The organism is Actinomycetospora aeridis (assembly GCF_037400275.1).
Lineage (GTDB): Bacteria > Actinomycetota > Actinomycetes > Mycobacteriales > Pseudonocardiaceae > Actinomycetospora > Actinomycetospora aeridis.
Window position 1 is genome coordinate 231,953 of sequence record NZ_JBBEGL010000006.1, and the last position, 26,526, is coordinate 258,478.

A 26,526-nucleotide genomic window follows, 5' to 3' on the forward strand; every position below is an offset into this window, starting at 1 on the left:
CTCGTCAGGTCCGGCGTTGCGGGGTCGTCTCGTCGACCAGCCACTGCGCCACGTCCACCAGCTTGAGGTTGGTGTCCTGCGAACTGCGCACCAGGCGCTGGAAGGCCTCGTCGTCGCCGATGCCGAAGCGCTCCATGAGGATGCCCTTGGCCATCCCGATCACCCCGCGCGACGCCACCGCCTGGTCGAGGTGGGCGACGCGCTGCGCGCCGCGGAGCGCGAGGCCCGCCTGGTTCGCGAACAGCGCGCCGAGGATGCGGTCGTCCTCGCCGAAGGCCCGCTTGCGGTGGCTGAACAGGTTGAGCGACCCGGCCTGCTTGCCCTCGCTGTAGAGCTGGAAGGACAGCGAGCTGTGGACGTCGTGGTCGAGGGCGCTGCGGGCGAAGTGCGGCCAGCGCTCGAGCTCGTCGGAGAAGTCCTCCACGACCACGATCTCGTGGTCGAAGATCGACTCGACGCACGGGCCCTCGGTGTACTGCGCCTGCACCCGGTCCAGCTCGTTGACCACCTCGTCCGTGGTGGCCGGGGACGTGATCGTGTTGCGCCCCTCGAGCAGGAGCACACCGGCGAGGTCGGTGGCCGGTGAGGTGTCGACGGCCGACGTGAGGATCAGCTGGAGCGTCTCCTCGACGCTCGTCGCGGCGACGAAACGTCGTCCGGTGGCCAGGAAGTCGCGCAGTCGTCCGTCCTGCTCGGTGAACACGGACGGGACGTACCCACGGAACGCACGCCCCTACGCCCGCCGTCCTGCGGCCGACATGAGGACCTCAGGCGGGGTCGTGGGCACGGGCGATGAGGTCGTCCAGGCGCCGGTAGGCGTTCTGCTGGCAGCAGCCCAGCTCGCGGCGGGTCTCGAGCAGCCGCGCGACCGCCCGGCCGGTGTCGACGTCGACGACCCGCACGGCCGAGGGCAGGACACGCTCGGCGTGCTGGAGCACGACGGCCGCGAGACGGGCGTCGGGGAGCAGGCACACGCGGGTGGTCAGCACGGCCGGACCGGCGCGGAGGCCGCCGCCGCGGAACCCGCGGCGGCGGCTCGTCTCGTCGCCATGCTCAGCGTTCGTAGACCGCGGTGATGGTCGCCCGGGCCAGGGTGTGGCTGAACAGGTTGAACCCCAGGTACGCCGGGGAGGCGCCGCGCGGGATCCCCAACGTCGGCACGTCCACCGCGTGCACGACGAAGTAGTAGTGATGGACCCCGTGGCCCTCGGGCGGCGCGGCCCCGAGGTACTGGTGGATGCCGGCGTCGTTCGGGAGGGCGATCGCGCCCTGCGGCAGGCGCGAGCCGTCCGGGTCGCCCGCCGCCGCGACGAGCTCGGTGACGTCGGCCGGGATGTCGGCGACGGCCCAGTGCCAGAAGCCGCTGGCGGTGGGCGCGTCGGGGTCGTAGCAGGTCACCGCGAAGCTGCGGGTGGCCGTCGGGAAGCCCTGCCAGCGCAGCTGCGGCGAACGGTCCTCGCCGCCGGGCACGCCCATGATCCCGCTGGTGTACGGCGGGGCCAGGGGCGTGCCGTCGGCGATGTCGGTGCTGGTCAGGGTGAAGGTCGGCACCTCCGGGAGGAAGGTGTACGGGTCGGGCGGAGCGAGAGCGGTGGTCATCGTGTCTCCCCTCAGGCCAGGGTCTTGTTGAGCTCGGTCGCGATGTACTCGGCCTGGCGCGTCGCGAGCGCGACGATCGTCAGGGTCGGGTTCGCCGCGGCGCCGGTGGTGAAGACGCTGCCGTCCGCGACGAACAGGTTCGGCACGTCGTGGGCGCGCCCGAACCGGTCGACGACGCCGTCGCGGGGCCGCTGGCTCATGCGGGCGGTCCCGAGGTTGTGGGTCGACGGGTACGGCGGGGTCTCGATCGTCTTCAGCGCCCCGACGGCCTTGTAGACCGCCGCCCCCTGGCGCTGGCCGTGGGCGCGCATGGCGACGTCGTTCGGGTGGTCGTCGAAGTGCACGTTGGCCACCGGCAGGCCGTGCTGGTCGACGGTGTCGCCGGAGAGCGTGATGCGGTTGTCCGCCCGCGGCATGTCCTCGCCGACGATCCACATCCCGGCCGTGTTGCGGTAGCCGTCGAGCAGGTCGGAGATGTGGCTGCCCCAGCGGCCCGGGGCGATGAACTTGGCCAGGAACGCCGGGCCGAGGCTGATCGTCTCCATGTAGTAGCCGCCGACGAAACCGCGGTCGGTGTCGAGGCGCGACTCGTCGGCGATGACGCCGGCCATGGTCTCGCCGCGCCACATGCGCACCGGCTTGTCGAACTGGCCCCACACCGTGCCGGTCGTGTGGCGCATGTAGTTGCGCCCGACCTGCCCGGAGGAGTTCGCCAGACCGTCCGGGAACTGGGGCGACCCGGAGAGCAGCAGCAGGCGGGCCGTCTCGATGGAGTTGCCGGCGACGACGACCACCGCGGCGCGCTGGCGGCGCAGCGTCCCGTTGCGGTCGATGTAGAGCACGCCGGTCGCGCGCCCCTTGGCGTCGTGCTCGATCTGCGCGACGTGGCTGTCGGGGCGCAGGTCGAGGTGGCCGGTCTTCTCGGCCTTGGGCAGCTCCGCCACGAGTGTCGACCACTTCGAGCCGTGCTTGTCGCCCTGGAAGTTGAAGCCGTCCTGCAGCGTCGCCGGGCGCCCGTCGTAGGGCTCGGCGTTGGTCGCGTAGGGGCCGGTCGAGTAGTAGCGGTAGCCCAGCTTCTCGGCGCCGTTCGCGAAGACCTTGTAGTTGTTGTTCGCCGGCAGCGGCGGGCGCCCGTGCCGGTGGGTGACGCCCATCTTGATCTCGGCCTTGTCGTAATAGGGCTCGAGCTCGCCCAGCGCGATCGGCCAGTCGAGCAGCGACGTCCCCTCGAGGTCGCCGTACGTCGAGCGCGCGGTGAACTCGTGGGCCTTGAACCGCGGGCAGGCGCCCGCCCAGTGCGTGGTCGTGCCGCCGACGGCCTTGACCAGCCACGCCGGGAGGTTCGGGAAGTCCTTGGCGACCTGCCAGCTCCCCGACGTGGTGCGGGTGTCGCCCCAGGCCATCTGCGCGAAGGCGGGCCACTCGTCCTGGTGGTAGTCCTCGCCGGTCAGGTGCGGCCCCGCCTCCAGGACCACGGTCTTGAGGCCCCGCTGGCAGAGCTCGTTGGCCACGGTGCCGCCGCCGGCCCCGGAGCCGACCACCACCACGACGTCGGAGTCGTCGTAGGAGAAACGCGTCATGCCGGCACCTCGTCCTCGAACTCGATCTTGGGGTCGGGCAGCCAGTCGAGGTCGTCGAACCCGCGGTCGACGTAGCCGCCTTTGTCGTAGGAGGGCCCCTCGTAGCCGAGCAGGTCCCAGACCTCGGGGTCGCTGTAGAGGGTCACGATCGCGCTGTCGACGATCGAGGTGAGGAACGGCGACCCGTCCGCCCCGCGCAGCACCGCGCCCGCGGTCTCCGCGTCGAGCTCGGAGAAGCGCACCTCGCGCTGCGCGTCGAGGTCCGTGAGTCCCTGCAGCAGCTGCGCGAGGAACCTCGGGTCCGTCCCGGCCTGGGCGATCACCGCGTCCGCGGCGCGCTCGTAGGGCCCTCGCGGGAACGTGCTGTGCGGGAACGCCGCAGACACGACGTTCACCAATGTCTGACGGTCCTGTGCCGTCACCAACGTGCTTCCCACCGCACCCGTCCTCTCTCGTGATGGCGTACTCGGGGCGTGCTCGTCCGGCCGGCGTCCCGGGCGGGACGTCGGAAGTGGGTGTGGTGGTGGTGTTCTTCTGTGCTCCGGGCTACGACGGGCTCTCGGCGGGCAGCCGGATGCCGTAGCGGGCGATCCGCCGGTAGATCGTCGAGCGGCTCATCCCCAGCCGGCTCGCGGCCAGGGCGGGCGTCGCGCCGGGCTCGGCGAGCGCGCGGACGATCTCGTCGCGCTCGAGGGTCTCCAGGCGGGTGAGCCGGCTGTGGGTGCCGGTGAAGACCTCCGGCGGCAGGTCACGCTCGGAGACGAGGTCGGTGCGGTCCACCGCCCGGCGGACCACGTCGCGCAGCTGCGCGGCGTTGCCCGGCCAGTGGTAGGTGGCGAGGACCTGCTCGGCGCCGGCGGTGAACCGCACCGGGCGGCCGCGGGCGTCGCGGGCGAACCGCCGCGCGAGCGGCAGGACGTCGTCGCGCCGGTGGCGCAGGGGCGGGACCTCGACGACCGCACCGACGACCCGGCGCAGGACCTCGGGCACCGCGGCCGGGTCCTCAGCGGTGATCGACAGCTGGGCCCCGTCGCCGGTGACGAGCCCGGCGAGCTCGCCCGCGGCCCACGCGGGGAGCCGGTCGACGCGCCCGACGATGACGCTCGTCCCCGGCTTGCCCAGCTCGGGCGACCACAGTGACCACCAGGACGTCACGTCCTCCGGCTCGGGGGGCCGGACGTGCAGGACCCGGCGTCCGCGCGCCTGGACGCCGCCCAGAAGCACGGTCTTGCCCACGCCGGGCTCGCCGACGACGGCGACGCCCCGTCCCGCGAGCAGGGCGGCGCGCGCCGCGTCCGCGGCCGCGCGCCACTGGGCGCCCAGCTCCTCGGGGCACGCCGCGTCGCCCTCGTCGCGACCCGTCCGGACGCGGACCACACGCCCGCGCGACGCCGGGCGCGCCTCGCGACCGTGGCCGCGGGCGAGCATCAGCGCCTCGGTGGTGCGGGCGGCCGTGCGCGCGAGGGCGAGCAGGAGGTTGTAGGACTGCTGCGACCAGGTCGTGAGGTTGACGCTGCCGACGAGGTCGCCGGACACGGGATCCGACACCGGCGCGGCCGCGCAGGTGTAGCCCCAGAGGCGGGTCGAGTAGTGCTGGTCGGCGCGCACGAGCGTCGGCACCCGGTCGGCGAGCGCGAGGCCGAGCCCGGTGGTGCCGGTGGTGCGCTCGGAGTAGTCGAAGCCGGGCGCGAGGGAGACGCCGTCGAGGGCGCCCAGCAGGACCCGGTTGCTGCACACGCGGTTGAGCACGAGGCCGTCGGGATCGGTGAGCATGAGGCTCACCGGCTCGTCGGCGAGCGTGTCGTGCAGTTCCGCGAGGACCTGGTGGCCGGACTCGAAGAACAACGACTGGTCGTCGACGGCGCCGGCGAACTCCGGTTCGACCGCGTCCAGCGGGACGCCGTAGCCCGCGCTGCGCTTCCAGGAGGCGACGAGCCGGTGCGGCAGGACCGCGGGGTCGTGGTGCTGCGCGAGCGCGAGCCGCTCGCGCTCGCACGGCACGGTGCCGGTCATGTCGCCTCCCCCGCGCCTCGTCGCGCCTCATCAGCAGGAATTCGACTGTGGCAGACACGACATCCGGGGACAGGGCCTCCGAGTGTCAACCTGAGACGCACCGCGGCGGGGCGGTGGTCGTCGGCGAACCTCGGTGACATGAGGTGAGGCTAACCTCACAACGCCGCATCGAGATAGCCCTCGTTCCGGAGCGGGGGTCAGCTCTCGGCGCCGTAGCGCAGGCCGCGCACGCCCGTCCCGGCGTCGGTGACCGTGAGGACCACCAGGCGGTCGAACTCCGTCTCGAGGATCGGCGGGACCGTGTCGCCCGCCAGCGCGAGGACCAGCGCGGGCACCGTGTTGCTGTGCCCGGCCACGAGGACGACCTCACCCAGGTCGCCCGCCCGGAGGGCGTCGGCACGCACGGCGGGGTCGTCCTCGACGAGCGGCTCGAGGCCGGGCCGCTCGTCGAGGACCGGCGCCACCGTCTCCCGGGTGCGCCGCAGCGACGACACGACGACCGTGTCGACGACGAGGTCGCGGACGACGTGGGCGAGCGCGGCCGCCCGCCGCCGTCCGGCCGGCGACAGCGACGGATCGCCGCCGGCCGCCGGCGCGGCGACGTCGGCGTGCCGGACGGCGAGGACGGTGATCACGGGCTCAGCGCGGGGTCCGCGGCGAGCCGTTCGTCCCGCTCGACCGACATGTCGAATCCCCCTCGTGGCGATGGATGTCGCACGAGGAGCATGCGCCGCGATCCGCAGATCACCGGACTCGACACCGACCTGTGACCGAACACTTCCACTCGTGCCCGCGCGGTCGCCGACGGTCACGGTTCTTTCAGCGAACCCGCCGTTCCGTGGGCCGGGACGAAAGTCGATCTGGTCCGTCCGGGGCGTCAGACCTGCGCCCAGGTGGGGTCGCGCAGGAGCTCCGCCGCGACGTCGACATCGGCGGCGAGGGGCCGGTCGCCGGTGCGGGGGTCGAGGACCTCCTCGGCGCGGGCGAGGGCCTCCTCGACGGGCACCGGACCGCCGTTCGCCGCGCTCGCCGTGACTGCCCCGGCCTCCCGCCGCAGGCGCAGGGCCCGCACCGCCGCCACGAGCTCGCACGCCAGCACCCGGGTGTAGGCCGTCGCCACCTCCGTCGTCGCCCGCGCCGCCTGGGTCGAGAAGCTCGCGTGGTCCTCGAGGCCCCGGGACACGACCGCGCTGCCCAGCGTCACCGGCAGCGCGGCCTGCCGCAGCGCCGCGAGCGCGTCGTGGCTCATGTACTCGAGGATCATCACGCCGGAGCTGCCGGGCGGGCCGTCGGCGAGGAACGCCCGCAGGCCCGTCTGCTCGGGCTCCACGAGGTCCCCGAGGCGGGCCGCGGACAGCTCGGCGACGCCGTGGACGCACGCGCGGACGTGGTCGAGCGCGCCCGCCACGTAGGCGGTGTGGAAGTGGGCGTGGTGGTACGCGTCGTCCTCGGCGACGGCGATCATCGGGTTCTCCGCGCCGGCGTTGATCTCCACGTCGAGCACGCCGTGCAGCGTCGCCAGTGCGTCGATGGCGGGCCCGTTGACCTGCGGGAACGCGCGGAGGCCGAACGGGTCCTGGATGCGGCGACCCCGGGGCGGGGTGCGCTCCATCCCGAGCAGGTGCCGCATCCGTTGGGCGCAGCGGACCTGGCCGGGGTGCGGGCGGGCGCGGTGCACGGGGTCGGCGTAGGCCTCGGGGCTGCCGTCGAGCGCGAGGTAGGACAGCGCCGCGACCGCGTGGCTGGAGGCGAGGACGACGTCGAGCGTCCCGGCGGCGAGCGCGGCCTCGGCGAGCGTGACCGCGTTGCTGGAGACGAACGCGAGCGCGTCCCCGGCACCGACCTCGACGCGCGCGGGAGGTGACACCGGCGCCGGCGTGTCCCAGGCCCCCTCCCCCGCGAGCGCCAGCGCGATCTGCGCCAGCGGCGCGAGGTCCCCGGTGCCGATGGCGCCGAGGCGGTGCACCACCGGCCGGGCGCCGGCGGCGACGGCGTCCGCCAGCGCCCGCACGAGGGCCGGGGACACCCCGGAGCGCCCGGCGAGCAGCTGGTTGAGCCGGATCAGCAGCGCCGCGCGCACGAGCTCGGGGTCGAGCGGATCGCCCGTCCCGCCGGAGTGGCTGCGCAGCAGGCGCAGGCCGTGCTCGCCCTGCTCCGGCACCAGTTCGTCACGGTTCGCCCCGACGCCGGTGGTCCGCCCGTAGACGGCGCGGCGGGTGCTGAGGTCCGCGCCGAGCCGGGCGGCGCGCTCGACGGCGACCAGCGCGGCGCGGTCGAGGTGCAGGTCGGTGGGCCCGACCGTCCGCGCCACCGCCGCGACGACGTGGGCGGACAGCGACGCGCCGTCGAGCCAGAGCGGGGGTCGGCCGTCGAGGAGCGGGAGGTGCGCCCCGGGGTGGGCGGTGTCGGTGCTCATGGGCGGGCCTCCTCGGTGATCGGACAGCGTGGGGCGGGCACGCGGCGCCCGGCCCGCCAGACCGCGGCGGTCAGCGGGACGCCGGGGCGCTGGGCCAGGTGCACGACGGTCGGCGCGTCCAGGACGTGCAGGTCCGCGCGGGCGCCGACGCGCAGGTGGCCGACGTCGTCGCGGCGCAGGGCCCGGGCCCCGCCGAGCGTCGCGGCGCGGACGGCCTCGGGGACGGACAGCCCGCACTGCAGGACGGCGAGGGCCACGCAGAGCGCCATGGAGGTGGTGTAGCAGCTCCCGGGGTTCGCGTTGCTGGCCAGCGCGACGGTCGCCCCGGCGTCGAGCAGCCGGCGGGCCGGCGGCGGGGGCTGGCCGGTGGAGAGGTCACAGGCGGGCAGCAGCGTCGCGACCGTGGACGAGCCGGCCAGGGCGTCGATGTCGGCGTCGCCCAGGTGCGTGGCGTGGTCGACCGACGCCGCGCCCGCCGCGACGGCGACGCCGACCCCCGGGCCGGGGCCGAGCTGGTTGCCGTGCACCCGCCCGCCGAGACCGCGCGCGGCGCCCGCCGCGAGCACCCGCGCGGCGGCGTCGCCGCCGAACGCCCCGTCCTCGCAGAACACGTCGATCCACCGGACGTGCCCGGCCTCCTCGACCACGGCGTCGAGCATCGGTCCGCAGACGAGGTCGAGGTACTCCTCCGGCGTGGTGCCGGCCGGGGTGAGGTGAGCGCCGAGGTAGGTCACCTCGTCGACCGCGGCGGCGGCGATCCGGGCCGCCCGGACCTCGTCGGCGACCGTCAGCCCGTAGCCGGTCTTCGTCTCCAGGCAGGTGGTGCCCTGCCGCGCGGCCTCGTCGACGTGGCGGCGCAGCCGGGCGGCGAGGTCGTCGTCGGACGCGGCGCGGGTCGCGTCGACCGTGTCCTGGATCCCCGAGGCCGCGTAGGGCCGGCCGGCGACACGCTGCGCGAACTCCTCGCCCCGGTCGCCGGCGAAGACGAGGTGGGTGTGGCTGTCGACCCAGCCGGGCAGCACCGCGCGGCCGCCGACGTCGACGGCGGTGTCGGCCGCGGGCGCATCCCGGGCCCGCCCGGTCCAGGCGACGTGCTCGTCCTCGATCACCACCGCGCAGGGACCCGGTCCGGCCGGCTCGTCGTCGTGGGTGGTCAGCTCGCCGATGCCGGTGACCAGCAGGGACGTCACGCGTGCACCGCCGCGATCTCCCGAGCCAAGTCCGCGGCGGGACGCTCGACGAGCTGGTGCTCGCCGTCGCGGACCACGACCCGGCCGCCGACGCGGACCTCGCGGACGTCCGCCGACGCCGCCGCGAGCAGCACCCCGTCGGGCCGGGCGCCCGCGGTGCGGATCGTCTCCGTGTCCAGGGTGACGAGGTCGGCCGGGGTGCCGACCACGATCGCGTCGCCGTCCGCGCCGGCGGCGAGCAGGTCGGCGGGCGTGAACCGTTCCCGGACGCCGTGCGCCAGGCGCTCGTGCATCTCCAGGGCGCGCATCTCCTCGAGCGGGTCGATCACGGCGTGGCTGTCGCTGCCCAGGCACAGCCGGACGCCCGCGACGGCCAGGGCGCCGGCCGGGCCGATCCCGTCGCCCAGGTCGCGCTCGGTCGTCGGGCAGAAGCAGACCCGCGTGCCGGAGCGGGCGAGGGTCTCCACGTCACCGCTGGTCAGGTGGGTCGCGTGCACGGCCGTGGTGGCCGGGCCGAGCACGCCCTCCGCGTCGAGCAGCCCGGTCGGGCTCAGGCCGTGGGCAGCGAGGCACGCGGCATTCTCGGCGGGCTGCTCGGAGAGGTGGACGTGCAGCGGGCGGCCGCGGGTCCACCGCGCGACCGTTCCCAGGGCCGCCCGGGGCACCGCCCGCACCGAGTGGATCGCCGCACCGACGCGGGTCCGGTCGCCGTCGTCCAGCTTCGCGACGAGCGTGGCGCGCTCCGCCCACGCGTCGACGTCGGCGTCGGCGAAGCGCTGCTGCACCCCCTCGGGCGGGCGGTCGAACCCGGCGGCGAGGTAGCAGGTGTCGAGCAGGGTGATCCGCAGTCCCGCGGCGTCGGCGGCCTCGACGAGCGCGCGGTCCATCGCGATCGGGTCGGCGTACGGGCGCCCGCCCGGTGCGTGGTGCAGGTAGTGGAACTCGGTGACCGCGGTGTGCCCCGCCAGCGCCATCTCCGCGTAGACGGCGGTGGCGAGGCGCCGGTAGGCGTCGGGGTCGAGGGCCCCCGCGACGCGGTACATGCCCTCGCGCCAGCTCCAGAACGAGTCCGCCGCCCGTGCGGGCCGGCCGCGCAGGGCGCGGTGGAACGCGTGCGAGTGCCGGTTGACCAAGCCGGGGACGGTGAGGCCGGGCAGGACGGTGCCGCTCCGGTCGGCGCCGGTCGTGATGCTCGTGATCGCGCCGTCGGTGATCTCCAGGAGGACACCTGCGACCGGCCCGCCCGGCAGCCAGGCCTGCTCGCACCACAGCGTCGTCGATCCGGGGGTCAGCGACACAGCTCCTCCAGGACGTCGGCGAGAGCGGTCACGCCGGCCTCGGCGTCGGCGTCCTCGGCGTGCTCGTCGGGGGCGTGGCTCACGCCGGTGGGGTTGCGGACGTGCAGCATCCCGGTCGGGACCTGCGCGGCGAGCACGCCGGCGTCGTGGCCCGCGGCGGTGGCCAGCCGTCCGGCGCCCGTGACGGCGGCGAGCGTGTCGGCGAGCGCGGGGTCGAGGGTGACGGCGCCCGAGCTCGACTCGGAGCGGACCTCGAGCGTCACGCCCTCGGCGTCGGCGGCCTCCCGCGCCGCGGCGACGACGTCGTCGACGAGCGCCTGTGGCAGCGGCCCGCGGGCGTCGAGCCAGAGGTCGACGCGGGAGGCGACGACGTTGGTGCCGTCCGGGGTCGCGTGCAGGCGCCCGACCGTCGCCCGGGCCTCGTCGCCGTGGCGCACCATCGCGGCGCGGGCGGCGAGCACCGCGGCGGCCGCCGCGAGCATCGGGTCGCGCCGGTCGTCGAGACGGGTGGTGCCGGCGTGGTCGGCGCGGCCCGTGAACGAGAGCCGCCACCGCCCGTGGGCGACGATCGTCGAGCCCACCGCCAGCGCCTCCCCGCGCGGGGCCAGCACGCGGCCCTGCTCGACGTGCAGCTCGACGAACCGGCCGATCCGGGCGAGGCGCTCCGGATCCGGCCCGAGCCGTGCCGCGTGGCCGCCCAGCGCCTCGACCAGCGTGATCCCGTCGGGGTCGCGCAGGCCGCGCGCCCGGTCGGGGTCGAGCGCGCCGGTGAGCAGCCGCGACCCCAGGCACGGGACCCCGAAGCGCCCGCCCTCCTCCTCGGCGAAGACGACGACCGCGAGCGGCCTCGACGGCCGGACGCCGCGCTCGCGCAGGGCGTCGACCGCCGCCAGCGCCGAGACCACCCCCAGTGGTCCGTCGTAGGCGCCGCCGCCGGGGACGGAGTCGAGGTGGCTGCCGGTGACGACGGCGTCCGGGCCCGGAGAACCCCACCAGGCCCAGAGGTTGAGGTTCGCGTCGGTCTCCACCTGCAGGCCCCGGCGCTGCGCCTGCTCGGCGAACCACTCCCGCAGCGTCGCCTCCCCGTCGTCGCCGAGGTGGCGCGACCAGCCGCCGCGGCGGGCGTCGCGGCCGACGTCGGCGATGTCGTCGAGGAGCGTCACGGCTGCGTCTCCCGTAGCGGGATCCGGACCCCGCGCTCGTCGGCGACCTCGAGGGCGCGGGCGTAGCCGGCGTCGGCGTGGCGGATCACCCCGGTGCCGGGGTCGTTGGTGAGCACCCTGGTGATCTTGTCGCGGGACAGCGCCGTCCCGTCGGCGACGCACACCTGCCCGGCGTGGATCGAGCGCCCCATCCCGACCCCGCCGCCGTGGTGCAGCGACACCCAGCTCGCCCCGGACGCGGTGTTGAGCAGGGCGTTGAGCAGCGGCCAGTCGGCGATCGCGTCGGAGCCGTCGGCCATCGCCTCGGTCTCGCGGTGCGGCGAGGCGACGCTGCCGGCGTCGAGGTGGTCGCGGCCGATGACCACCGGCGCGGACAGCTCGCCGGAGGCCACCATGTCGTTGAACCGCTCCCCCGCCCGGTGGCGCTCGCCGTAGCCGAGCCAGCAGATGCGCGCGGGCAGGCCCTGGTGGCGCACCTTCTCCCCCGCCAGGCGCATCCAGCGCGCGAGGGGCTCGTCGTCACCGAACAGGTCGAGCACCGCGCGGTCGGTGGCCGCGATGTCGGCCGGGTCGCCGGAGAGGGCGGCCCACCGGAACGGCCCGCGGCCCTCGCAGAACAGCGGGCGGATGTAGGCGGGGACGAACCCCGGGATGTCGAAGGCTCGCTCGACCCCGGCGAGGCGGGCCTCGGCGCGGATCGAGTTGCCGTAGTCGAAGACCTCGGCGCCGTCGTCGGCGAACGCCAGCATCGCCTCGACGTGGGTGCCCATCGACGCCCGCGCGCGGTCGGTGAACTCCTCGGGCTTGGCGCGGGCGTACTCGGCCCAGTCGGCGAGGTCGACGCCGATCGGCAGGTAGGAGAGCGGGTCGTGCGCCGAGGTCTGGTCGGTGACGACGTCGACCGGCGCCCCGGCCCGGCGGATCGCGGGCAGCAGCTCGGCGGCGTTGCCGACGACGCCGACGGAGACGGGTTCCCCGGCGCGGCGGGCGGCGTCGACCCGGCGCAGCGCCGCGTCGAGGTCGTCGGCGACCTCGTCGAGGTAGCCCGTCGCCACCCGGCGGTGCGCCCGGGCCGGGTCGGCCTCGACGACGAGCGCGGTGCCGCCGTTCATCGTCACCGCGAGCGGCTGCGCGCCGCCCATGCCGCCGAGGCCCGCGGTCAGGGTGAGCGTGCCGGCGAGCGAGCCGCCGCGCGGCCGGGCGACGGCGGCGAAGGTCTCGTAGGTGCCCTGCAGGATCCCCTGGCTGCCGATGTAGATCCACGAGCCGGCGGTCATCTGCCCGTACATCGTCAGGCCGAGGTGCTCGAGGCGGCGGAACTCCGGCCAGGTCGCCCAGTCGCCGACGAGGTTGCTGTTGGCCAGCAGCACCCTCGGCGCCCACTCGTGGGTGGTGAACACCCCGACCGGCCGGCCCGACTGCACGAGCAGCGTCTCCTCGGGGCCGAGGTCGACCAGGCACCGGCGGATCGCCGCGAGGCTCGCGTGGTCGCGGGCGGCCTTGCCGGTGCCGCCGTAGACCACGAGGTCCTCGGGCCGCTCGGCCACCTCGGGGTCGAGGTTGTTGTCGAGCATCCGCAGCGCGCCCTCGGCGCTCCACGTGCGGGCCGACCTGGTCGTACCTCGGGCTGCTGGCATGGGTGACAGTGCAGCGCGGTCGAGGCATCCCGGACAGCCCCTCTGGCGTCCGTCTGTCTCGGATACGAGACTCCGGTGACGTGGCGGGTGTCCCGGGGTTGCGGCGCGGGCTCGGGATCCTGCGCCTGCTCGCCGCGGGCGAGCCGTTGACGGCGGCGACGCTGGCCGCGCGCCTCGGCCTCCCCCGCTCGACGACCTACCACCTGCTCACCGAGCTGGAGGCCGCCGGCGTCGTCGCCCACCTGCCCGACACCGCGCGCTGGGCCGTCGGGATCGGCGCGTTCGAGATCGGGACGGCGTACCTGCGCCACCACCCGCTCGACGAGGTGGCGGGCCCGGCGCTGCGCCGCCTCGCCCGCCGCACCGGCCACGACACGCACCTCGGGGTGCTCGACGGCCGCGAGCTGCTCTACCTGCTCCGCGAGCGCCCGCCCCGTCCGCAGACGCTCGTCACCGCGGTCGGGGTCCGGCTGCCGGCGCACCTCACGGCGTCGGGACGCGCCGTGCTCGCCGGACTCGCCCCCGGTCAGCGCCGGGCCCTCCTCGCCGGAGCCGGACCCCTGGCACGCCGGACCGACCGCGGGCCGACCTCCCTGCGGGCGCTCGGCGGGGTGCTCGCCGCCGAGGCCCGTCGTGGCTGGTCGGTCGAGGACGGCGAGGTCAGCCGCGGCTACGCCTCGGTCGCCCGCCCGATCTCCGGCGCCGACGGGCAGGCGGTCGCGGCGATCAGCGTGACGTTCCCGCACGGGTGCGACCCGCCGTGCGGCGCGGACTTCGCCGACCTCGCCGCCGTCGTCGGGCGGACCGCCACCGAGGTCACGCGGCGGCTGGGTGGCGGTCCCCCGGCCGTCAGGCCGCCTGCACGACCTGCCCGCGGTAGCTCTCGATGATGTCCATGAACTCCTGGCGCTCCGCGTCGGGGACCCCGAGGAAGTTCAGCGTCGCGTCGATCTCGGTGAACACCGCGTCGAAGCCCGCACGGTCGATGGCCAGGTCGTCGTGGGCCTTGATCATGTCGTCGCCGATGTAGCACTTCGGCCCGCCCGCGGCCTCGATCGACCAGGCGGTGACGAGGAACTTGTAGCCGGGCGCGTTGGCGGCGACGCCGTGGTGCTCGTGCACGGCCGGGTTGGCGTTGACCGCGGCGTTCGCGAAGAGCCGGTCGACGAGGACGTCGACCGCTCCCGCGATGCCGTAGGTGCCGCCGAGGCGCTCGTACAGGGACTGCTCGGGCATCGGACCCCCTGGAGACGTCACCGCCGGTGATGTGGTGGAACGGCGGCGTGATCGGGCTCACTCTGACACCCGGGGTCGGTGGTGCACAACCGTTCGGGGTCAGCCGGGACGGACCCAGCCCTTGATGAACGCGAAGTGGTCGTCGAAGCGCAGGACGGGGTCGTTCCGGTAGGCGTGGCGGAACTGGTCGATCCCGGCCCGCAGCTCCTCGTCGGAGAACTCCCCCAGCACCGACATGTACCGCGACTCGAGCATCCGGACGTAGCGCTCGCGGTCGATCGTGGTGTGGAAGGTCCGGTAGCTGACGACGGCCCGCAGGCCCACCGCGGACACCATGTCCACGACCTCCGCGGGCTCGGGCTGGAGCTCCTCGAACCGCTCGTGGGCCTCCCGGAACAGCGGGTGGCCGATGGTGCGCGGCAGCATCACCACGAGGATCCGGCCGTGCCGCGAGAGCAGGCCCGCGAGCCCCTCGAGGGTCGCCCGCCGGTCGGCGACGTGGTGGAAGGACTCCTTGAGGACGATCGCGTCGAGCCGGTCCGGCGCCGCCACGCGGCCCGTCGCCAGGTCCTCCGCGCTCGCGACCAGCGGCTGCAGGCTCCGCGACCGGGGCAGCCGGTCGAGCATCGCCGGCACGGGGTCGACGCACAGGATCGGCCGCTCGGGCTCGACCTCCGCGGCGAGCCGGCGCGTGTAGAGGCCGGTGCCGCAGCCGACGTCGGCGATCGCGTCGGTGGCCGTCAGGCGCAGCGAGTCGACGATCGCCTGGGAGAACCGCCGGATGTGGTCGGGGTCGTAGGACCAGTGCTCGTCGTAGTCCGCGGCGATCCGCTCGTAGTGCTCGACGGTCTGGTCGCTCATGACGGTCTCCCGTTCGCGATCGACGGCGGTGGCGTCGCGACAGGGTGACACGTCGCTGGTCCGGACGGGCGAGAGCCCGTCAGGTCGCGGCCACCGTGGCGGGGAGGCGCAGGACCTCGGTGAGGTAGCGACGCACGAGGTCGGGGTCGGCGGTGTCGGCGACCAGGCCGAGGTAGCCGTCGGGGCGGACGAGCGCCATACCGTGCTCGTCGGCGTCGAGCCGGACGACCGTGCCGAGGTCGCCGAGCACGTCGCCGAGCTCGCCGAGGTCGCCGTCGTCGCCGTGCACCAGCAGCACGAACCCGGGCCGCTGCAGGAGCTCCTCGACGGCGACCGGGGTGCCGTCGGCGCGGCGCAGCCCCGCGGGGTCGGGGGCGTGCTCGCCCGCGCGGGCGGCGCCACGCCGGTGTCCGCCGTGCTGCACCGCCAGCGAGCTGCCGGGGTGGCCGATGGTCAGTTCGGCCAGGCGTTCGGCCGCGGCCTCGCCGAACCCCGGCAGGTGTCCGGCGACCGCCATCGCCGCGTTGCGCAGGACCCCGAGCGGGCCCGAGGCGGTGCCGATGTCCGTCAGGCGCGTGGTCACCCGGACCACCTCGGCGCCGACGGGGTGCCGTTCCTCCTGGTAGGAGTCGAGCAGCGCCGGGTCCGCCCCGTGCCGGGCGACGAGGGCGAGCTTCCACGCGAGGTTCGCGGCGTCCTGGATGCCGGTGTTCATGCCCTGGGCGCCGGCGGGGCTGTGGATGTGGGCGGCGTCGCCGGCGAGCAGCACCCGGCCGTGACGGTACTGCGGGACCTGGGCGTGGTGGATCTCGAAGTAGGTCAGCCAGTGGGACCCGGTCACCCGGACCCGGCCTCCGGTGCGCTCGTGCGTGAGAGCCTCGATCCGCTCCGGGGTCGGCGCCGGCGCGTCGCCGGGGTCGTCGACGAGGAAGATCACGCGCGCCCGGGTGCCGCGCAGCGGGAAGAGCATCGCGAGGCCGTCGGGGTGGGTGAACATCCGCCCGGTCCCCGGGTCCAACGACGTCTCCACCTCGACGTCGGCCATCGCGAAGTGCTGCCCGTGGAAGTCGCCCTCGAGACGGGTGCCGACGAGGTGGCGGGTGGTGCTGTGCGCGCCGTCGGCACCGACGACCCAGCCGACGCGGGCGCGCTCGTCCCCGGCGGAGGTCCGCAGGGTGACCTCGACGCCGTCCCCGTCCTGGGTCAGCGCCGTGAGCTCGACGCCGCGCTCGACGACGACCCCGAGCTCGGCGGCCCGCTCGGCCAGCACCCGCTCGGTGTCGGGCTGGGCGATGTCGAGCATGAACGGGTGGCGGGACGGGATGCCGGTGAGGTCGACGGTGGCGCGGGTCGCGCCCGTCGTGCCGTCGGCGATCTCGAAGCCGTCGACGCGGCGCCCGCGGGCCTCCAGCCGGGGGCACACGCCCAGCGCGGCGAGCATCTCCAGGCTGCGGGCGTGGATCACGACGGCGCGGGACTCGTCGGTCGGCGCGCCGAGCGTGTCGATGATCCGCACGGGAACGCCGAGCCGGGCGAGCTGGCTCGCGGCCACCAGCCCCACCGGCCCCGCCCCGACGACCAGCACGCCGCTCGTGATGCTCATGTCGTCCCCTTCATTGGTAGAGCTACCAATGATCGAAGCGGCGTCCGGATCGACCGTCAACGGGCACTTCGAGCCGTGCCCGGACGACCACGCAGCGGCACACTGACGTCCCCGACCGAGGAGGCCACGAGGTGATCACCGGAGCGCACGCCATCCTGTACAGCGCCGACGCCGAGGCGGACCGCGCGTTCCTGAAGGACCTGCTCGACACCCGGACCGTCGACGCCGGCGGCGGCTGGCTGATCATCGGGCTCCCGCCGGCCGAGGTCGCCGTCCACCCGACCGACGGCCCGCCCGAGCACGAGCTCTACCTGATGTGCCACGACGTCGACGCCACCGTGGCCGACCTCGGCGCCCGGGGCGTCGGCGTCGACCCCGTCACCGACCAGGGCTGGGGCCGGCTGACCGCGATCCACCTGCCCGGCGGCGGCCGGCTCGGCCTCTACGAACCCCGGCACCCGGTCCCGTGATCGTGCGGCCGAGCGGGTGATGTCGTCGGCGTCTCACCGCCGCCCGGCGGCCGGGCTCTGGTGCGGCAGCGGGGCGCGTGTCTAGCGTTCCGGCCATGGACATCGGCCCCGTGCGTCGGCGGCTCACCGCAGAACCCGTCAGCTCGCCCGTTCCCGGCGAGGAGTGGCCCGTCGAGCCCGCGCCCGTGAGCGAGCAGGCGGCCGGCACCACCGTCCCGACCCCGCGGCCCGAGCCCGCGCGGTGATCCACCCGCCGGCGACCACCCTCGACGCCGCCGGCGTCCCGGACGTCTCCGAGGCGATCCTGGGCTGGCGCACCTGGCGCGTGGGACGCCGTGCCCAGCGCCGTGCCGAGCTCGTCGCCCCGCTCGCCCAGGTGATCTGGCCGGCCCGCCGGGCGATGGTGGCCACCTGCGGCTCGTCGAGCCACGAGGCGCCGGGCGACCGGTGCCGGTGCGGGCTGTACGCCGTCCACGACCCCGGAACGCTGGAGTGGGGCCCGTCGGACTTCGAGGTGATGGGCGTCGTGGCGCTGTGGGGGCAGGTGGTCGAGGGGTCGCGGGGCTGGCGCGCGTCGCACGGCTACCCGCGGTTCCTCGTCACCGGCCCGGCCATCCCCGCCGAGCAGCGGGCGGCGCTCGCCCGCCGCTACGGGGTGCCGGTGCACGGCGCCGACCTCCCGGCGCGGGCACTGGCCCGGCAGCTCGGCGGCGACCCCCTGGCGACGACGCTCCTCCGGAGCACGGAGACCGAGGCACTGCTGGCAGCGCACATGGCGGAGTGGGCCCGCCGGTGGCACGACCGCCAGGCGCGGCTCGAGGCCGGCCGGGGCTCGAGGTTCCGTCCGCTCGCGCGGGTGTGGCGGCGCTGACGTCAGCCGAACAGGTCGCCGGCCAGGTACTTCAGGCCCGTGTCGGCGGCGACGGTGACGACCGTGCGACCCGGCCCCGCCTCACGGGCCAGCTCGAGGGCGCCGGCGACGTTGAGCGCCGACGAGGTCCCCACGAAGAGTCCCTCCTCGCGGGCGAGGCGCGGGGCGAGCACGCGGGCGTCGTCCTCGGAGACCGCGCGGGCGTCGTCGTGCGTCCCGGGACCGAGCAGCGGCGGCACGATCCCGGTCGCGGTGCCCTCCACCCGGTGCGGCCCGGCGACCCCGGTCGTGAGCACCGGTGAACTCGCCGGCTCCAGCGCGACCACCCGCGTGGCGCCCGCGGCGTGGAGCACCTCCGCCACCCCGGTGAGCATCCCCGCCGTCCCGACCGCCGCGCAGAACACGTCCACGGCCGGGGCCTGGGCGAGGATCTCCCGACCCAGCTCGGCGTAGCCGGTGAGCGCGTCGGTGTTGTGGAACTGGTCGGTCCAGAACGCGCCCTCGTCGGCGACGATCCGGTCCACCTCCGCGCGCATGCGCACGAACAGGTCCGGCGTGATCTGCCCGCCGTCGCTCGGGACGACGGTGAGGTCGGCCCCGAAGGCGCGCATCGTCCGCAGCTTCTCGGGGGAGAACGCGTCGGAGGTGACGAGCGAGAGGGGGTGGCCGGTGATCGCGCAGACGAACGCGAGCGACGACCCGGTGCTCCCGCCCGTGAACTCCACGACACGGCGGCCGGGCGCGAGCTCACCGCGGCGGCGCCCGCCGTCGACGATCGCCCGCGCCATGCGGTCCTTGCAGCTGCCGGTGGGGTTGGCGCCCTCGAGCTTGACCAGCACCGCGGCGCTCTCCTCGGGCACGAGCCGGCGCAGGCGGACCAGCGGCGTGTGGCCCACGGCCTCGAGCACGGAGCTCGCGACGGCGTGGTGCCCCATGTGTGCTCCTCGTGGTGAGGCTCCCGAGGATGGCGCCGGGGCGGGGGTGCGGTCCAGATGCGTGCGGGGAGCCGGCGCCGACGTGTCAGCGGAGTGGCTCCGCAGACGTTGAGTGTCCGTAACTCCCCGCACTCGCCTCCCGGTGGTGGGAGTGTCAGCGGTGGGCCACCGCGGACACTGGGCGTCCGCAACGCCACACGCTCGCGGCGGTGAAGGCTCGGCGTGGTGACGCAGGGTGTACCTCCAACGGCGTCTGATTCGAACGCGGCAACGCCCCTCGGAGCTGCGCATCGTTACCGTTCCGTGATCTGGTGTTCGAGGTCGACGAGCCGTTGGCGGCGCGGCGTTGTCGGGGGTCCGGTCTAGAGTCGAACACATGAGCGAACAGGATGTGCGGGACGGCCGGATGGCCGACCTGGATGCCCTGGAGGCTGGCCCGGAGCTGCTCACGGCCCTGGATGCGCTCTCGCCGGACACGCTGATCGGAGAAGACCTGGCCGCCTACGTCCGGGCCTCGGCGCGGCTCGCGAACCACGGCACCGCGCGGCTGCTCGACGGGATGCACCACCTGGGGCGCGCTCAGGAAGGACGCAGCGAGCGCCACGCGGGCCTCGACGAGTACTCCGGCGACGAGGTCGCCGTCGCGCTGGGGTGGTCGCGGTCGATGGCCTGCCGCAAGCTCGACCTCGCCGACGACCTCGCCGTCCGCCTGCCTGCGGTGGGCGAAGCGTTGTGGGAGGGGTGGCTCGACGAGCCCAAGGCGACCCGGCTCTGCGAGTGGACCCGGGATCTCTGTGACGACCACGCCCGCCATGTCGCCCAGGAGCTGCTGCCCGAGGCACCGGAGCTGCCGGTCGGGGAGCTGATCCGGCGGATCGAACAGACCGGCGCGGCGATCGACCCGGAGTGGGCCGCGCGGCGCGAGGCGCGGGCGGCGAAGAACCTGCGGGTGATGCTGACCGCGAACCCGTCGGGCACCGCCACCTTCGCGGTCTGCGACACCACCGCGCCGCGGGGGCTGGCGATGCGCGACCGCTGCGACGCCATCGCCGCCGCGGTGCGGGCGCTCGGGGTGCGCATCCCGATCAAGGACCTGCGCGGCGAGGTCGCCGCCCGGTTGCTCGACGGGTCGACCGCCGGGCTCACCGACCAGCAGATCGTCTGCCTCCTCGCCGCCGAGTACCACGCCGCCGGCCAACCGCCCGAGGACTCCCGCGACGAGGGGTCCGGTGACGACCCGGACGGTGACGACTCCAGCGGGCCTCGCGACGACGGACCCCGCGACAACGGTCCTGCGGACCCCGGGCCCGGCGACGAGCCCAGTAACGACGACGGGCCTGACGACGGCGACCGATCCGATGGCAGCACCCCGCCTGAGGACAGAGACCGCGCCGCTGGCACCGGCGAGGACCCGGTCGGTCCAGCAGGTCAGGGTGTCCTCGACCTGCCCGGGATGCCGCTTCCCGAGGAGTCCGGCGAGTCCGACGAGTCCGACGAGTCCGACGAGCCGCCGGTGCCGGACTCCCCGACGGAGATCACCGGGCCCGACCCCGGACCCGGGGTCCCCCGCAACGGCACCAGCGAGCTGCGCCTGCGCCTGACCACCGCGCTCGGACTCGACCAGCTCCCCGCCACCGTCCCCGGCTACGGCACCGTCCTGGCTCACCACGCCCGCACGCTGCTGACCGACGCCCGGTACGGCGAATGGCGCATCGTGCTCACCACTCCCGACGGCCACCTCCAGCACGTCCTGCTCGCCCGACACCGACCAGCCCGCCCCCACGGCCGACACGAGCCGCGGGGGCCAGGGCAACGCCGCGCCATCGTCGAACTCCAGGTTCCGACGACGCTGCTCGCCGCCCTCGACCCCGAGGCCCACCCCGCGTGGACCGCAGTGCTCCGCGAGCTCCAAGCCCGGCTCGGAGAGCTCGAGCACCCCGGCCCGCCGCGCGAGAGCCTGGCCGAGCGGTGGCGGCGGCGGCCCAGCGCGGAGGTCGACCGCTGGACCCGGGTCCGCGACCGGCACTGCATCATCCCGTGCTGTCACCGCCCCGCCCATCGCGCCGAGCTCGACCACACCCGCGACTGGGCCCACCACGGACCCTCCGCACACGGGAACCTCGGCGTGCTCGACAAGCACCACCACCGCGCGAAGCACCACGGTGGGTGGCAGATCACCCAGCCCGCCCCGGGACACTTCACGATCCGCACGCGAGCCGGGCAGCGCCTCACCACCACCCCGAAGAAGATCCTCGAGCACCTTCCCGAGCCCAGGCCCGCGCGCCGGCCACGACCCCTGCCCGACGACGGCCGACCGACCCACCCCGACCGCACCGACGACGACAGCACCGACGACCTCGCCGCCGCCGAGGACGCCCATTGGCGCGAGCGGTTCCTGCGCCGCACCGGCGGCACGGTCCGCGGGAAGCGGATCCCGGCGGAGCGCACGACCCCCGCGACACCACCCGCGGTCCACGACCCCGACGATCCGCCACCGTTCTGATGGACCGACTGATGGACCGACCGCCCCGACCTGCTGCGCGACGACCTACGGGTCGCTGACGGCCTCCACCGGCTGCTCCCCCGCCACGGTCGGCGTCCCCGGCGTCTCCGGCACCTCGTCGCGGGCGACTTCCGGGAGCTCGTCCTCGCCGAGCTCGGGCACCTCGTCGCGAGCGACCTCCGGGACCTCGTCCTCGCCGAGCTCGGGCACCTCGTGATCGGGCACCCGCGGCACCGGACGCTGAGGGACCGGAGGCACCGGCGGCACCTCGTCCTCGGGCTCGTCGCCCCGGCGGCCGCTCCGTGTCTGCGTCATGGGCCCACCTCCAGCCGACCCCGACCCTACGGACCCACGACGCTGACCGTCCCCGCGTCGCCGTCGACCCGCACCCGGTCGCCGGTGCGGATCCGCTCGGTCGCCGACCCCGTGCCCAGCACCGCGGGGATGCCGTACTCCCGGGCGACGATCGAGCTGTGGCTCAGCGGGCCGCCGATGTCGGTGACGACCGCCGCCGCCCGGGCGAACAGCGGCGTCCAGGCCGGCGTGGTCATCCGGGCCACCAGGACCTCGCCCGGCGCCATCGCCCCGAAGTCCTCCGGGCCCCGTAGCACCCGCGCCACGGCGGTGACCGAGCCCGTCGAGCCGGGCACCCCCCGGAGCTCCCCGCCCGCGGGCGTCTCCGCCCCCGGCATGAACCGGCCGAACACCGTCCTGAGCCACGGGACGTGCGGCAGCATCTGCGGCGGCGAGACGAGCGCACGCCCCCGTCGCAGCGCCTTCCGCTCGGCCACCGGCGGGTCCACCTCCGCACCCCGGATCGCTGCGCGCAGCTCCGGCTCGGTGAGCCAGAAGACGTCCACGGCGAGCCGGTCGCCGAGCTCCCGCAGCATCCGGCGCATCACCGGCCACGCGAGCCCGACGTCGGCCAGCGCGTCCTCCCGGACCGGGCCGAGGGACCGGGCGCGCGCCAGCAACGCGTCGAACACCCGGAGGCGGACCGGACCGAGCCGGGCCCGCAGCTCCTCGGTCCGGACGTCCCTCTCGGCCCGCAACCGCTCGCGACGGGCCTCCGGGTCGACGCCGGCCGGGGACATCTGGAAGCGGATGGTGTCGAGCAGCGTGCTCGGGTCGTCAGCGGGCACCGGCTCGGCGAAGTCCAGGTCGAAGACGGTGTGCCCGAAGCGCTCGAGGTGCTCGGCGAACCCCCGCTGCCAGGCCTCGGTCTCGGTGCCGGACGTCCGTGCCGCCACGGCCAGCGCGTACAGCGACCGCTCCGCCCGCAGCGGCTCGCTGTCCTCCCCGACGAGCAGCACGTGGGCGGCGGGGTCGCCCGCCCGCCGGACCGCTTGGTCGTAGAAGGCGGTGAAGCCGATCTCCGCGGTGGCGGCGAGCGGGATCACCGACTGCACCGCCGTGTAGTACGTCGCGCCGGCCCCGAGCAGGGTGACGACGCCGTCGAGCAGCTCCGCCGACGACAGCCCCGCGAGCTCCTTCGCCGACCACGCGGCCACCGTCGCCGCGTACGCCGGGTGCGCCCGCTCCCGCCAGCCCCGCACACCGCCGCGCGTCTCGGGTCGGGTGAGGCCGCGCGCCGCCCACGGGAGCCGCACCGTCATCCAGAGCAGACCGCGGGTCCGGTAGAAGTAGTAGGCGTAGCCGTTGATCGTCGGGAAGGCGATGTCGCCCTCGGGCACCGGGCGTCCGAGCATCTCGGCGAACAGCCCGCGGATCGACCCCGTGACGGCCGGCCCGATCAGGTCCGCGAACAGCGGCGTCAGCGGGCTCGGCATCTGCTCGACGATGCTGGCCCGGAAGTACGCGCCGCCCGGGTACGGCACCGGCCAGGACTCGGGCGGCGGGGCGGTCGGCGGGGGCAACGCCGTGATCGGGCGGGCCTGGACCAGCGCGAACGCCCCGTCGACGCGCACCCACTCGACGTCCTGCGGCACCCCGAAGTGCTCCTCGGCCCGCACGGCGAGGCGGGCGAGCTCCGCCACCTCGTCCGCCCGCAGCACCGGCACCCGCTGCCGGTCCGACGGCACCGCGACCTGGTCGGTGCCACCACCCGTCGCGACGGTCATCTCGGTCTTGACCGCCACGGTGCGACCGACCTCGGCGAACGTCGCCCGGTCGACGACGAGCTCGTCGGTGGCCGCGAGCCCGCCGACGACCGACTCCCCCAGGCCCCACGCCGCGCTGACCACGATGCGGTCGCGCCGGCCGGTGGTCGGCTCGGCGGTGAACAGCACGCCGGACGCGCCGGCGTCGGCCATCCGCTGGATCACCACGGCGAGCCGCACGTCGGTGGCCGCGACGCCCTGCCGCGAGCGGTAGTCGATCGCCCGCGGGGTCCACAGCGACGCCCAGCACCGCACGACGGCGTCGAGCACCGCGTCCTCACCGCGGACGTCGAGGAACGTCTCCTGCTGGCCGGCGAAGCTGGCGTCGGCGAGGTCCTCGGCCGTCGCGGACGAGCGCACCGCGACCGGTCCCCCGCCGAGGTCGGCGTACGCCGCGCGGACCTGCGCCGCCACCCCGGGCGGCACGGAGACCCCCAGGAACGCCTCGTGGACCTCGGGCGAGCCCACGTCGAACCCGGCGGCCGCCACGGCGTAGGCCTCGGTCGTCAGCACCACGCCCGGCGGCACCGGCAGCCTGGCCCGCACCAGCTCGCCGAGGTTGGCCCCCTTGCCCCCGACCAGCGCGACGTCGTCGCTCCCCACCTGCGCGAACGCACGGACGTACTCCACCCCGCCAGTGTGCTCCCGACAGCAGGCCTGGGCTGCGATCATGAGGTCATGGGTGCAGGACGGCTCGCCGCGCTGCCGCCGGTGCGCGCCGTGCCGCACGAGCGGGTCGCGGAGGCGCTGGCCGGGACACCGACGCTCGTCGTGCTCGACGACGACCCGACCGGCACGCAGACGGTCCGCGACCTGCCGGTCCTCACCCGCTGGTCCGCCGACGACGTCGGCTGGGCGCTGGCACAGGGCACGCCGGCATTCTTCGTCCTCACCAACACCCGCAGCCTCGCCCCCGGGGACGCCGCCGCCCGCGACCGCGAGGTCGTCCGGACCTGCCTCGAGGCCGCCCGGCGGGCCGGGGTCGAGGTCGCCTTCGCCAGCCGCGGCGACTCCACCCTGCGCGGGCACTTCCCGCTCGAGACCGACGTGATCGCGGAGGAGACCGGCGAGCCCGACGCGGTGATCCTCGCCCCCGCCTACACCGACGCGGGCCGGGTGACGCTCGACGGCGTCCACTGGCTGCGCGACGGCGACGAGCTCACCCCGGTCGCCGAGAGCGAGTTCGCCGCCGACGCGACCTTCGGCTACCGCTCGTCCCGGCTGGCCGACTGGGTGGCAGAGAAGAGCGACGGCGCGATCCCCGCCGGCGACGTCGCGGAGGTGCGGATCGACGCGCTGCGCGCCGGCCCGGTGCGGCTCCCGGACGCCCGCGTGATCGTCCTCGACGCCCTCGTCGACGACGACCTGCGCGCCGCCGTCCTCGCGATCCTCGCCGCCGAGCGCGCGGGCGCCCGGTTCGTCCACCGCGTCGGCCCGTCCTTCGTCCGCGCCCGGGTGGGCCAGCCCGAGCAGCCGCCGATCCCCGACGCCGAGCTGCGGGACGCCGTCGGGCGCGGTCACGGACTCGTGGTGGCCGGCTCCCACGTCGGGCGGACCAGCCGCCAGCTCGAGCGCCTCGCCGACCGCCGCGACCTCGCCCGCGTCGAGCTCGACGTGCAGCGCGTCCTCGAGGAGGACGCGGACCACCTCGAGCAGGCCGCCGCGCACCTCGAGCACGAGCTCGGCACCCGCACCGCCGTCCTCGCCACCTCCCGCACCCTCGTCACCGGCCGCGACGAGGCGGAGAGCCTCGACATCGCCCGCCGGGTCAGCGCCGCCCTCACCGGCGTCACCGCGCGGGTCGTCGCCGCGGGCCCACCCGCGTGGGTCCTAGCCAAGGGCGGCATCACGTCCTCCGACGTCGCCACCGCGGCGCTGCGGGCCGACCGGGCGTGGGTCCGCGGCTCGCTGCTGCCGGGCATCGTCTCGCTCTGGGCACCGACCAGCGGCCCGCCGCTGGTGGTGTTCGCCGGGAACGTCGGCGACGACGACGCCCTGGCCGACGTCGTCGACCGTCTGGAGGCCGCGGCATGCGCGTGATCGTCACCGGCGGGGCCGGGTTCCTCGGGACGCTGCTGTGCCGCCGGCTGCTCGACGGTGCCGTCGGCATCGGCGGGGCGGCCGCGCGGGTCGACCGCCTGACCGTCGTCGACCTCGTCGCCCCGGACGACGACGTGGCCGCCGACCCGCGGGTGGAGCACGTGTCCGGCGAGCTCAGCCGCACCCTCGGCGACGAGGCCGACGCGATCTTCCACCTCGCGGGCGTGGTCAGCGGCGCCGCGGAGGCCGACTTCGACGCCGGCATGCACACCAACCTCGACGGCACCCGCGCCGTCCTCGAGTACGCGCGCGGCCACGCCGTGCCCCCGGTGCTGGTGTTCACCAGCTCGCTCGCGGTGTTCGGCAGCGACCCCGCGATCGGCCCCGTGGGCCCCGTGGACGACGACACCCTGCCCCGCCCGCAGTCGAGCTACGGCATCCAGAAGTTCATCGGCGAGCAGCTCGTCGCCGACTACACGCGCAAGGGCTTCGTCCGCGGGCGCTCGGTGCGGCTGATGACCGTGTCGGTCCGCCCCGGGCGTCCCAACGCCGCCGCCTCGAGCTTCCTGTCGAGCATCGTCCGCGAGCCCCTCGCCGGCGAGCGCGCCGTGTGCCCCGCGCCCCTCGACATGCCCGTCGCGCTGTCGTCGCCGGACCGCACCCTCGAGGGCATCCTGCGGGCCGCCGAGCTCGACGACGCGACCTGGGGCAGCCGCACCGCGATGAACCTCCCCGCGCTGACCACCACGCCGCGGGAGATGACCGCCGCCCTCGACCGCGTCGCGGGCCCGGGGACGAGCGAGCTCGTCGACTGGGTGGAGGACCCGACGGTCGTCGCGATCGTCGGCAGCTGGCCCCCGCGCTTCGCGACGCCCCGCGCCCACGCGCTGGGCCTGCGGGCGGACGAGTCCTTCGACGACGTCGTGCGGGCGTACGTCGCCGATTACACCTGACACCGCATTCAGGCAAGCCTGCCCTAAGATCGATCCGG

The 26,526-nt window shown here is 75.4% G+C and carries 25 protein-coding genes; 7 read left to right on the forward strand and 18 right to left on the reverse strand.

Annotated features, from left to right (window positions below):
- Positions 1–4: 4 nt before the first annotated feature.
- From WCD41_RS22370 to hutU, 12 genes are all read right to left on the reverse strand, one after another.
- A complete protein-coding gene (locus tag WCD41_RS22370; protein ID WP_337716567.1) occupies positions 5–703 on the reverse strand; it encodes a GAF and ANTAR domain-containing protein in 699 nt (232 codons plus the stop codon).
- A 64-nt stretch (positions 704–767) separates the two neighbouring features.
- Positions 768–989 (reverse strand): hypothetical protein, encoded by a 222-nt coding sequence (locus tag WCD41_RS22375; RefSeq protein ID WP_337716569.1) that lies wholly within the window; start codon positions 987–989, stop codon positions 768–770.
- A 64-nt stretch (positions 990–1,053) separates the two neighbouring features.
- Positions 1,054–1,599, reverse strand: a complete 546-nt coding sequence (locus tag WCD41_RS22380) for a YbhB/YbcL family Raf kinase inhibitor-like protein (RefSeq protein WP_337716572.1) — start codon at positions 1,597–1,599, stop codon at positions 1,054–1,056.
- Between the two features lie 11 nt (positions 1,600–1,610).
- Complete coding sequence (locus WCD41_RS22385; protein ID WP_337716574.1) at positions 1,611–3,179, reverse strand: GMC family oxidoreductase; 1,569 nt, start codon at positions 3,177–3,179, stop codon at positions 1,611–1,613.
- Positions 3,176–3,574: a hypothetical protein gene (locus tag WCD41_RS22390; RefSeq protein WP_337716576.1), complete on the reverse strand. Its 399-nt coding sequence runs from the start codon at positions 3,572–3,574 to the stop codon at positions 3,176–3,178. The genes WCD41_RS22385 and WCD41_RS22390 overlap by 4 nt, the downstream gene beginning before the upstream one ends.
- Before the next feature lie 151 nt (positions 3,575–3,725).
- A complete protein-coding gene (locus WCD41_RS22395; protein ID WP_337716577.1) occupies positions 3,726–5,192 on the reverse strand; it encodes an AAA-type ATPase lid domain-containing protein in 1,467 nt (488 codons plus the stop codon).
- 197 nt (positions 5,193–5,389) lie between these two features.
- Positions 5,390–5,827 carry a phosphoglycerate mutase family protein gene (locus WCD41_RS22400; protein ID WP_337716580.1) on the reverse strand — a complete coding sequence of 146 codons (438 nt, stop codon included), beginning with the start codon at positions 5,825–5,827 and terminating at the stop codon, positions 5,390–5,392.
- A gap of 242 nt (positions 5,828–6,069) precedes the next feature.
- Entirely contained in the window at positions 6,070–7,608 is a 1,539-nt protein-coding gene (locus WCD41_RS22405) for an aromatic amino acid ammonia-lyase (protein WP_337716581.1), read from the reverse strand.
- Complete coding sequence (gene hutI / locus WCD41_RS22410) at positions 7,605–8,798, reverse strand: imidazolonepropionase (protein WP_337716583.1); 1,194 nt, start codon at positions 8,796–8,798, stop codon at positions 7,605–7,607. Before hutI ends, WCD41_RS22405 begins: the two co-directional genes overlap by 4 nt.
- Positions 8,795–10,096, reverse strand: coding sequence for a formimidoylglutamate deiminase (locus WCD41_RS22415; protein ID WP_337716585.1), 1,302 nt, complete (start codon positions 10,094–10,096; stop codon positions 8,795–8,797). The genes hutI and WCD41_RS22415 overlap by 4 nt, the downstream gene beginning before the upstream one ends.
- Complete coding sequence (locus WCD41_RS22420) at positions 10,087–11,259, reverse strand: allantoate amidohydrolase (protein ID WP_337716587.1); 1,173 nt, start codon at positions 11,257–11,259, stop codon at positions 10,087–10,089. The genes WCD41_RS22415 and WCD41_RS22420 overlap by 10 nt, the downstream gene beginning before the upstream one ends.
- The gene (gene hutU, locus WCD41_RS22425) at positions 11,256–12,896 is read right to left on the reverse strand and encodes a urocanate hydratase (RefSeq protein WP_337716589.1); all 1,641 of its coding nucleotides are present in this window, start codon (positions 12,894–12,896) and stop codon (positions 11,256–11,258) included. The genes WCD41_RS22420 and hutU overlap by 4 nt, the downstream gene beginning before the upstream one ends.
- Before the next feature lie 80 nt (positions 12,897–12,976).
- On the opposite strand from hutU, the gene WCD41_RS22430 reads away from it, so the two are divergent.
- Positions 12,977–13,786, forward strand: coding sequence for an IclR family transcriptional regulator (locus WCD41_RS22430; RefSeq protein ID WP_337716591.1), 810 nt, complete (start codon positions 12,977–12,979; stop codon positions 13,784–13,786).
- Here the strand turns inward: WCD41_RS22430 and WCD41_RS22435 are convergent.
- The 3 genes from WCD41_RS22435 to WCD41_RS22445 all read right to left on the reverse strand — a co-directional run bounded on the left by WCD41_RS22435 (position 13,746) and on the right by WCD41_RS22445 (position 16,596).
- Positions 13,746–14,132 carry a group I truncated hemoglobin gene (locus WCD41_RS22435; RefSeq protein ID WP_337716593.1) on the reverse strand — a complete coding sequence of 129 codons (387 nt, stop codon included), beginning with the start codon at positions 14,130–14,132 and terminating at the stop codon, positions 13,746–13,748. The two genes, WCD41_RS22430 and WCD41_RS22435, sit on opposite strands and share 41 nt — an antisense overlap.
- A gap of 99 nt (positions 14,133–14,231) precedes the next feature.
- Positions 14,232–14,993, reverse strand: coding sequence for a class I SAM-dependent methyltransferase (locus WCD41_RS22440; protein WP_337716596.1), 762 nt, complete (start codon positions 14,991–14,993; stop codon positions 14,232–14,234).
- A gap of 79 nt (positions 14,994–15,072) precedes the next feature.
- On the reverse strand, positions 15,073–16,596 hold the full coding sequence (locus WCD41_RS22445; protein WP_337716598.1) for an FAD-dependent monooxygenase: 1,524 nt from the start codon (positions 16,594–16,596) through the stop codon (positions 15,073–15,075).
- A gap of 131 nt (positions 16,597–16,727) precedes the next feature.
- Here WCD41_RS22445 and WCD41_RS22450 point away from each other — a divergent pair, with 131 nt between their 5' ends.
- From WCD41_RS22450 to WCD41_RS22460, 3 genes are all read left to right on the forward strand, one after another.
- Complete coding sequence (locus WCD41_RS22450; protein ID WP_337716599.1) at positions 16,728–17,066, forward strand: VOC family protein; 339 nt, start codon at positions 16,728–16,730, stop codon at positions 17,064–17,066.
- 95 nt (positions 17,067–17,161) lie between these two features.
- A complete protein-coding gene (locus WCD41_RS22455; protein WP_337716601.1) occupies positions 17,162–17,311 on the forward strand; it encodes a hypothetical protein in 150 nt (49 codons plus the stop codon).
- Positions 17,308–17,937: a hypothetical protein gene (locus tag WCD41_RS22460; RefSeq protein ID WP_337716603.1), complete on the forward strand. Its 630-nt coding sequence runs from the start codon at positions 17,308–17,310 to the stop codon at positions 17,935–17,937. The genes WCD41_RS22455 and WCD41_RS22460 overlap by 4 nt, the downstream gene beginning before the upstream one ends.
- A gap of 2 nt (positions 17,938–17,939) precedes the next feature.
- Here WCD41_RS22460 and WCD41_RS22465 read toward each other — a convergent pair whose 3' ends face one another.
- Entirely contained in the window at positions 17,940–18,872 is a 933-nt protein-coding gene (locus tag WCD41_RS22465; RefSeq protein WP_337716606.1) for a PLP-dependent cysteine synthase family protein, read from the reverse strand.
- A gap of 376 nt (positions 18,873–19,248) precedes the next feature.
- On the opposite strand from WCD41_RS22465, the gene WCD41_RS22470 reads away from it, so the two are divergent.
- A complete protein-coding gene (locus tag WCD41_RS22470; protein WP_337716608.1) occupies positions 19,249–21,375 on the forward strand; it encodes an HNH endonuclease signature motif containing protein in 2,127 nt (708 codons plus the stop codon).
- 45 nt (positions 21,376–21,420) lie between these two features.
- Here WCD41_RS22470 and WCD41_RS22475 read toward each other — a convergent pair whose 3' ends face one another.
- Positions 21,421–21,690, reverse strand: coding sequence for a hypothetical protein (locus WCD41_RS22475; protein ID WP_337716610.1), 270 nt, complete (start codon positions 21,688–21,690; stop codon positions 21,421–21,423).
- Positions 21,691–21,716: 26 nt separating this feature from the next.
- Positions 21,717–24,125, reverse strand: a complete 2,409-nt coding sequence (locus WCD41_RS22480) for a PEP/pyruvate-binding domain-containing protein (RefSeq protein WP_337716612.1) — start codon at positions 24,123–24,125, stop codon at positions 21,717–21,719.
- A gap of 48 nt (positions 24,126–24,173) precedes the next feature.
- On the opposite strand from WCD41_RS22480, the gene WCD41_RS22485 reads away from it, so the two are divergent.
- Together WCD41_RS22485 and denD are read left to right on the forward strand one after the other, a co-directional pair.
- Positions 24,174–25,535, forward strand: a complete 1,362-nt coding sequence (locus tag WCD41_RS22485) for a four-carbon acid sugar kinase family protein (RefSeq protein ID WP_337716614.1) — start codon at positions 24,174–24,176, stop codon at positions 25,533–25,535.
- Entirely contained in the window at positions 25,526–26,488 is a 963-nt protein-coding gene (denD, locus tag WCD41_RS22490) for a D-erythronate dehydrogenase (protein ID WP_337716616.1), read from the forward strand. The genes WCD41_RS22485 and denD overlap by 10 nt, the downstream gene beginning before the upstream one ends.
- Positions 26,489–26,526 lie beyond the last annotated feature (38 nt).

Excerpts from the sequence above, each read along its gene's own strand:
- WCD41_RS22405 (WP_337716581.1), bottom strand. The coding sequence starts at position 7,608 with ATGAGCACCGACACCGCCCACCCCGGGGCGCACCTCCCGCTCCTCGAC.
- WCD41_RS22455 (WP_337716601.1), top strand. The coding sequence starts at position 17,162 with ATGGACATCGGCCCCGTGCGTCGGCGGCTCACCGCAGAACCCGTCAGC.
- WCD41_RS22380 (WP_337716572.1), bottom strand. The coding sequence starts at position 1,599 with ATGACCACCGCTCTCGCTCCGCCCGACCCGTACACCTTCCTCCCGGAG.
- WCD41_RS22475 (WP_337716610.1), bottom strand. The coding sequence starts at position 21,690 with ATGACGCAGACACGGAGCGGCCGCCGGGGCGACGAGCCCGAGGACGAG.
- denD (WP_337716616.1), top strand. The coding sequence starts at position 25,526 with ATGCGCGTGATCGTCACCGGCGGGGCCGGGTTCCTCGGGACGCTGCTG.
- WCD41_RS22440 (WP_337716596.1), bottom strand. The coding sequence starts at position 14,993 with ATGAGCGACCAGACCGTCGAGCACTACGAGCGGATCGCCGCGGACTAC.
- hutU (WP_337716589.1), bottom strand. The coding sequence starts at position 12,896 with ATGCCAGCAGCCCGAGGTACGACCAGGTCGGCCCGCACGTGGAGCGCC.
- WCD41_RS22465 (WP_337716606.1), bottom strand. The coding sequence starts at position 18,872 with ATGGGGCACCACGCCGTCGCGAGCTCCGTGCTCGAGGCCGTGGGCCAC.
- WCD41_RS22385 (WP_337716574.1), bottom strand. The coding sequence starts at position 3,179 with ATGACGCGTTTCTCCTACGACGACTCCGACGTCGTGGTGGTGGTCGGC.
- WCD41_RS22485 (WP_337716614.1), top strand. The coding sequence starts at position 24,174 with ATGGGTGCAGGACGGCTCGCCGCGCTGCCGCCGGTGCGCGCCGTGCCG.
- WCD41_RS22435 (WP_337716593.1), bottom strand. The coding sequence starts at position 14,132 with ATGCCCGAGCAGTCCCTGTACGAGCGCCTCGGCGGCACCTACGGCATC.
- WCD41_RS22445 (WP_337716598.1), bottom strand. The coding sequence starts at position 16,596 with ATGAGCATCACGAGCGGCGTGCTGGTCGTCGGGGCGGGGCCGGTGGGG.
- WCD41_RS22470 (WP_337716608.1), top strand. The coding sequence starts at position 19,249 with ATGAGCGAACAGGATGTGCGGGACGGCCGGATGGCCGACCTGGATGCC.
- WCD41_RS22395 (WP_337716577.1), bottom strand. The coding sequence starts at position 5,192 with ATGACCGGCACCGTGCCGTGCGAGCGCGAGCGGCTCGCGCTCGCGCAG.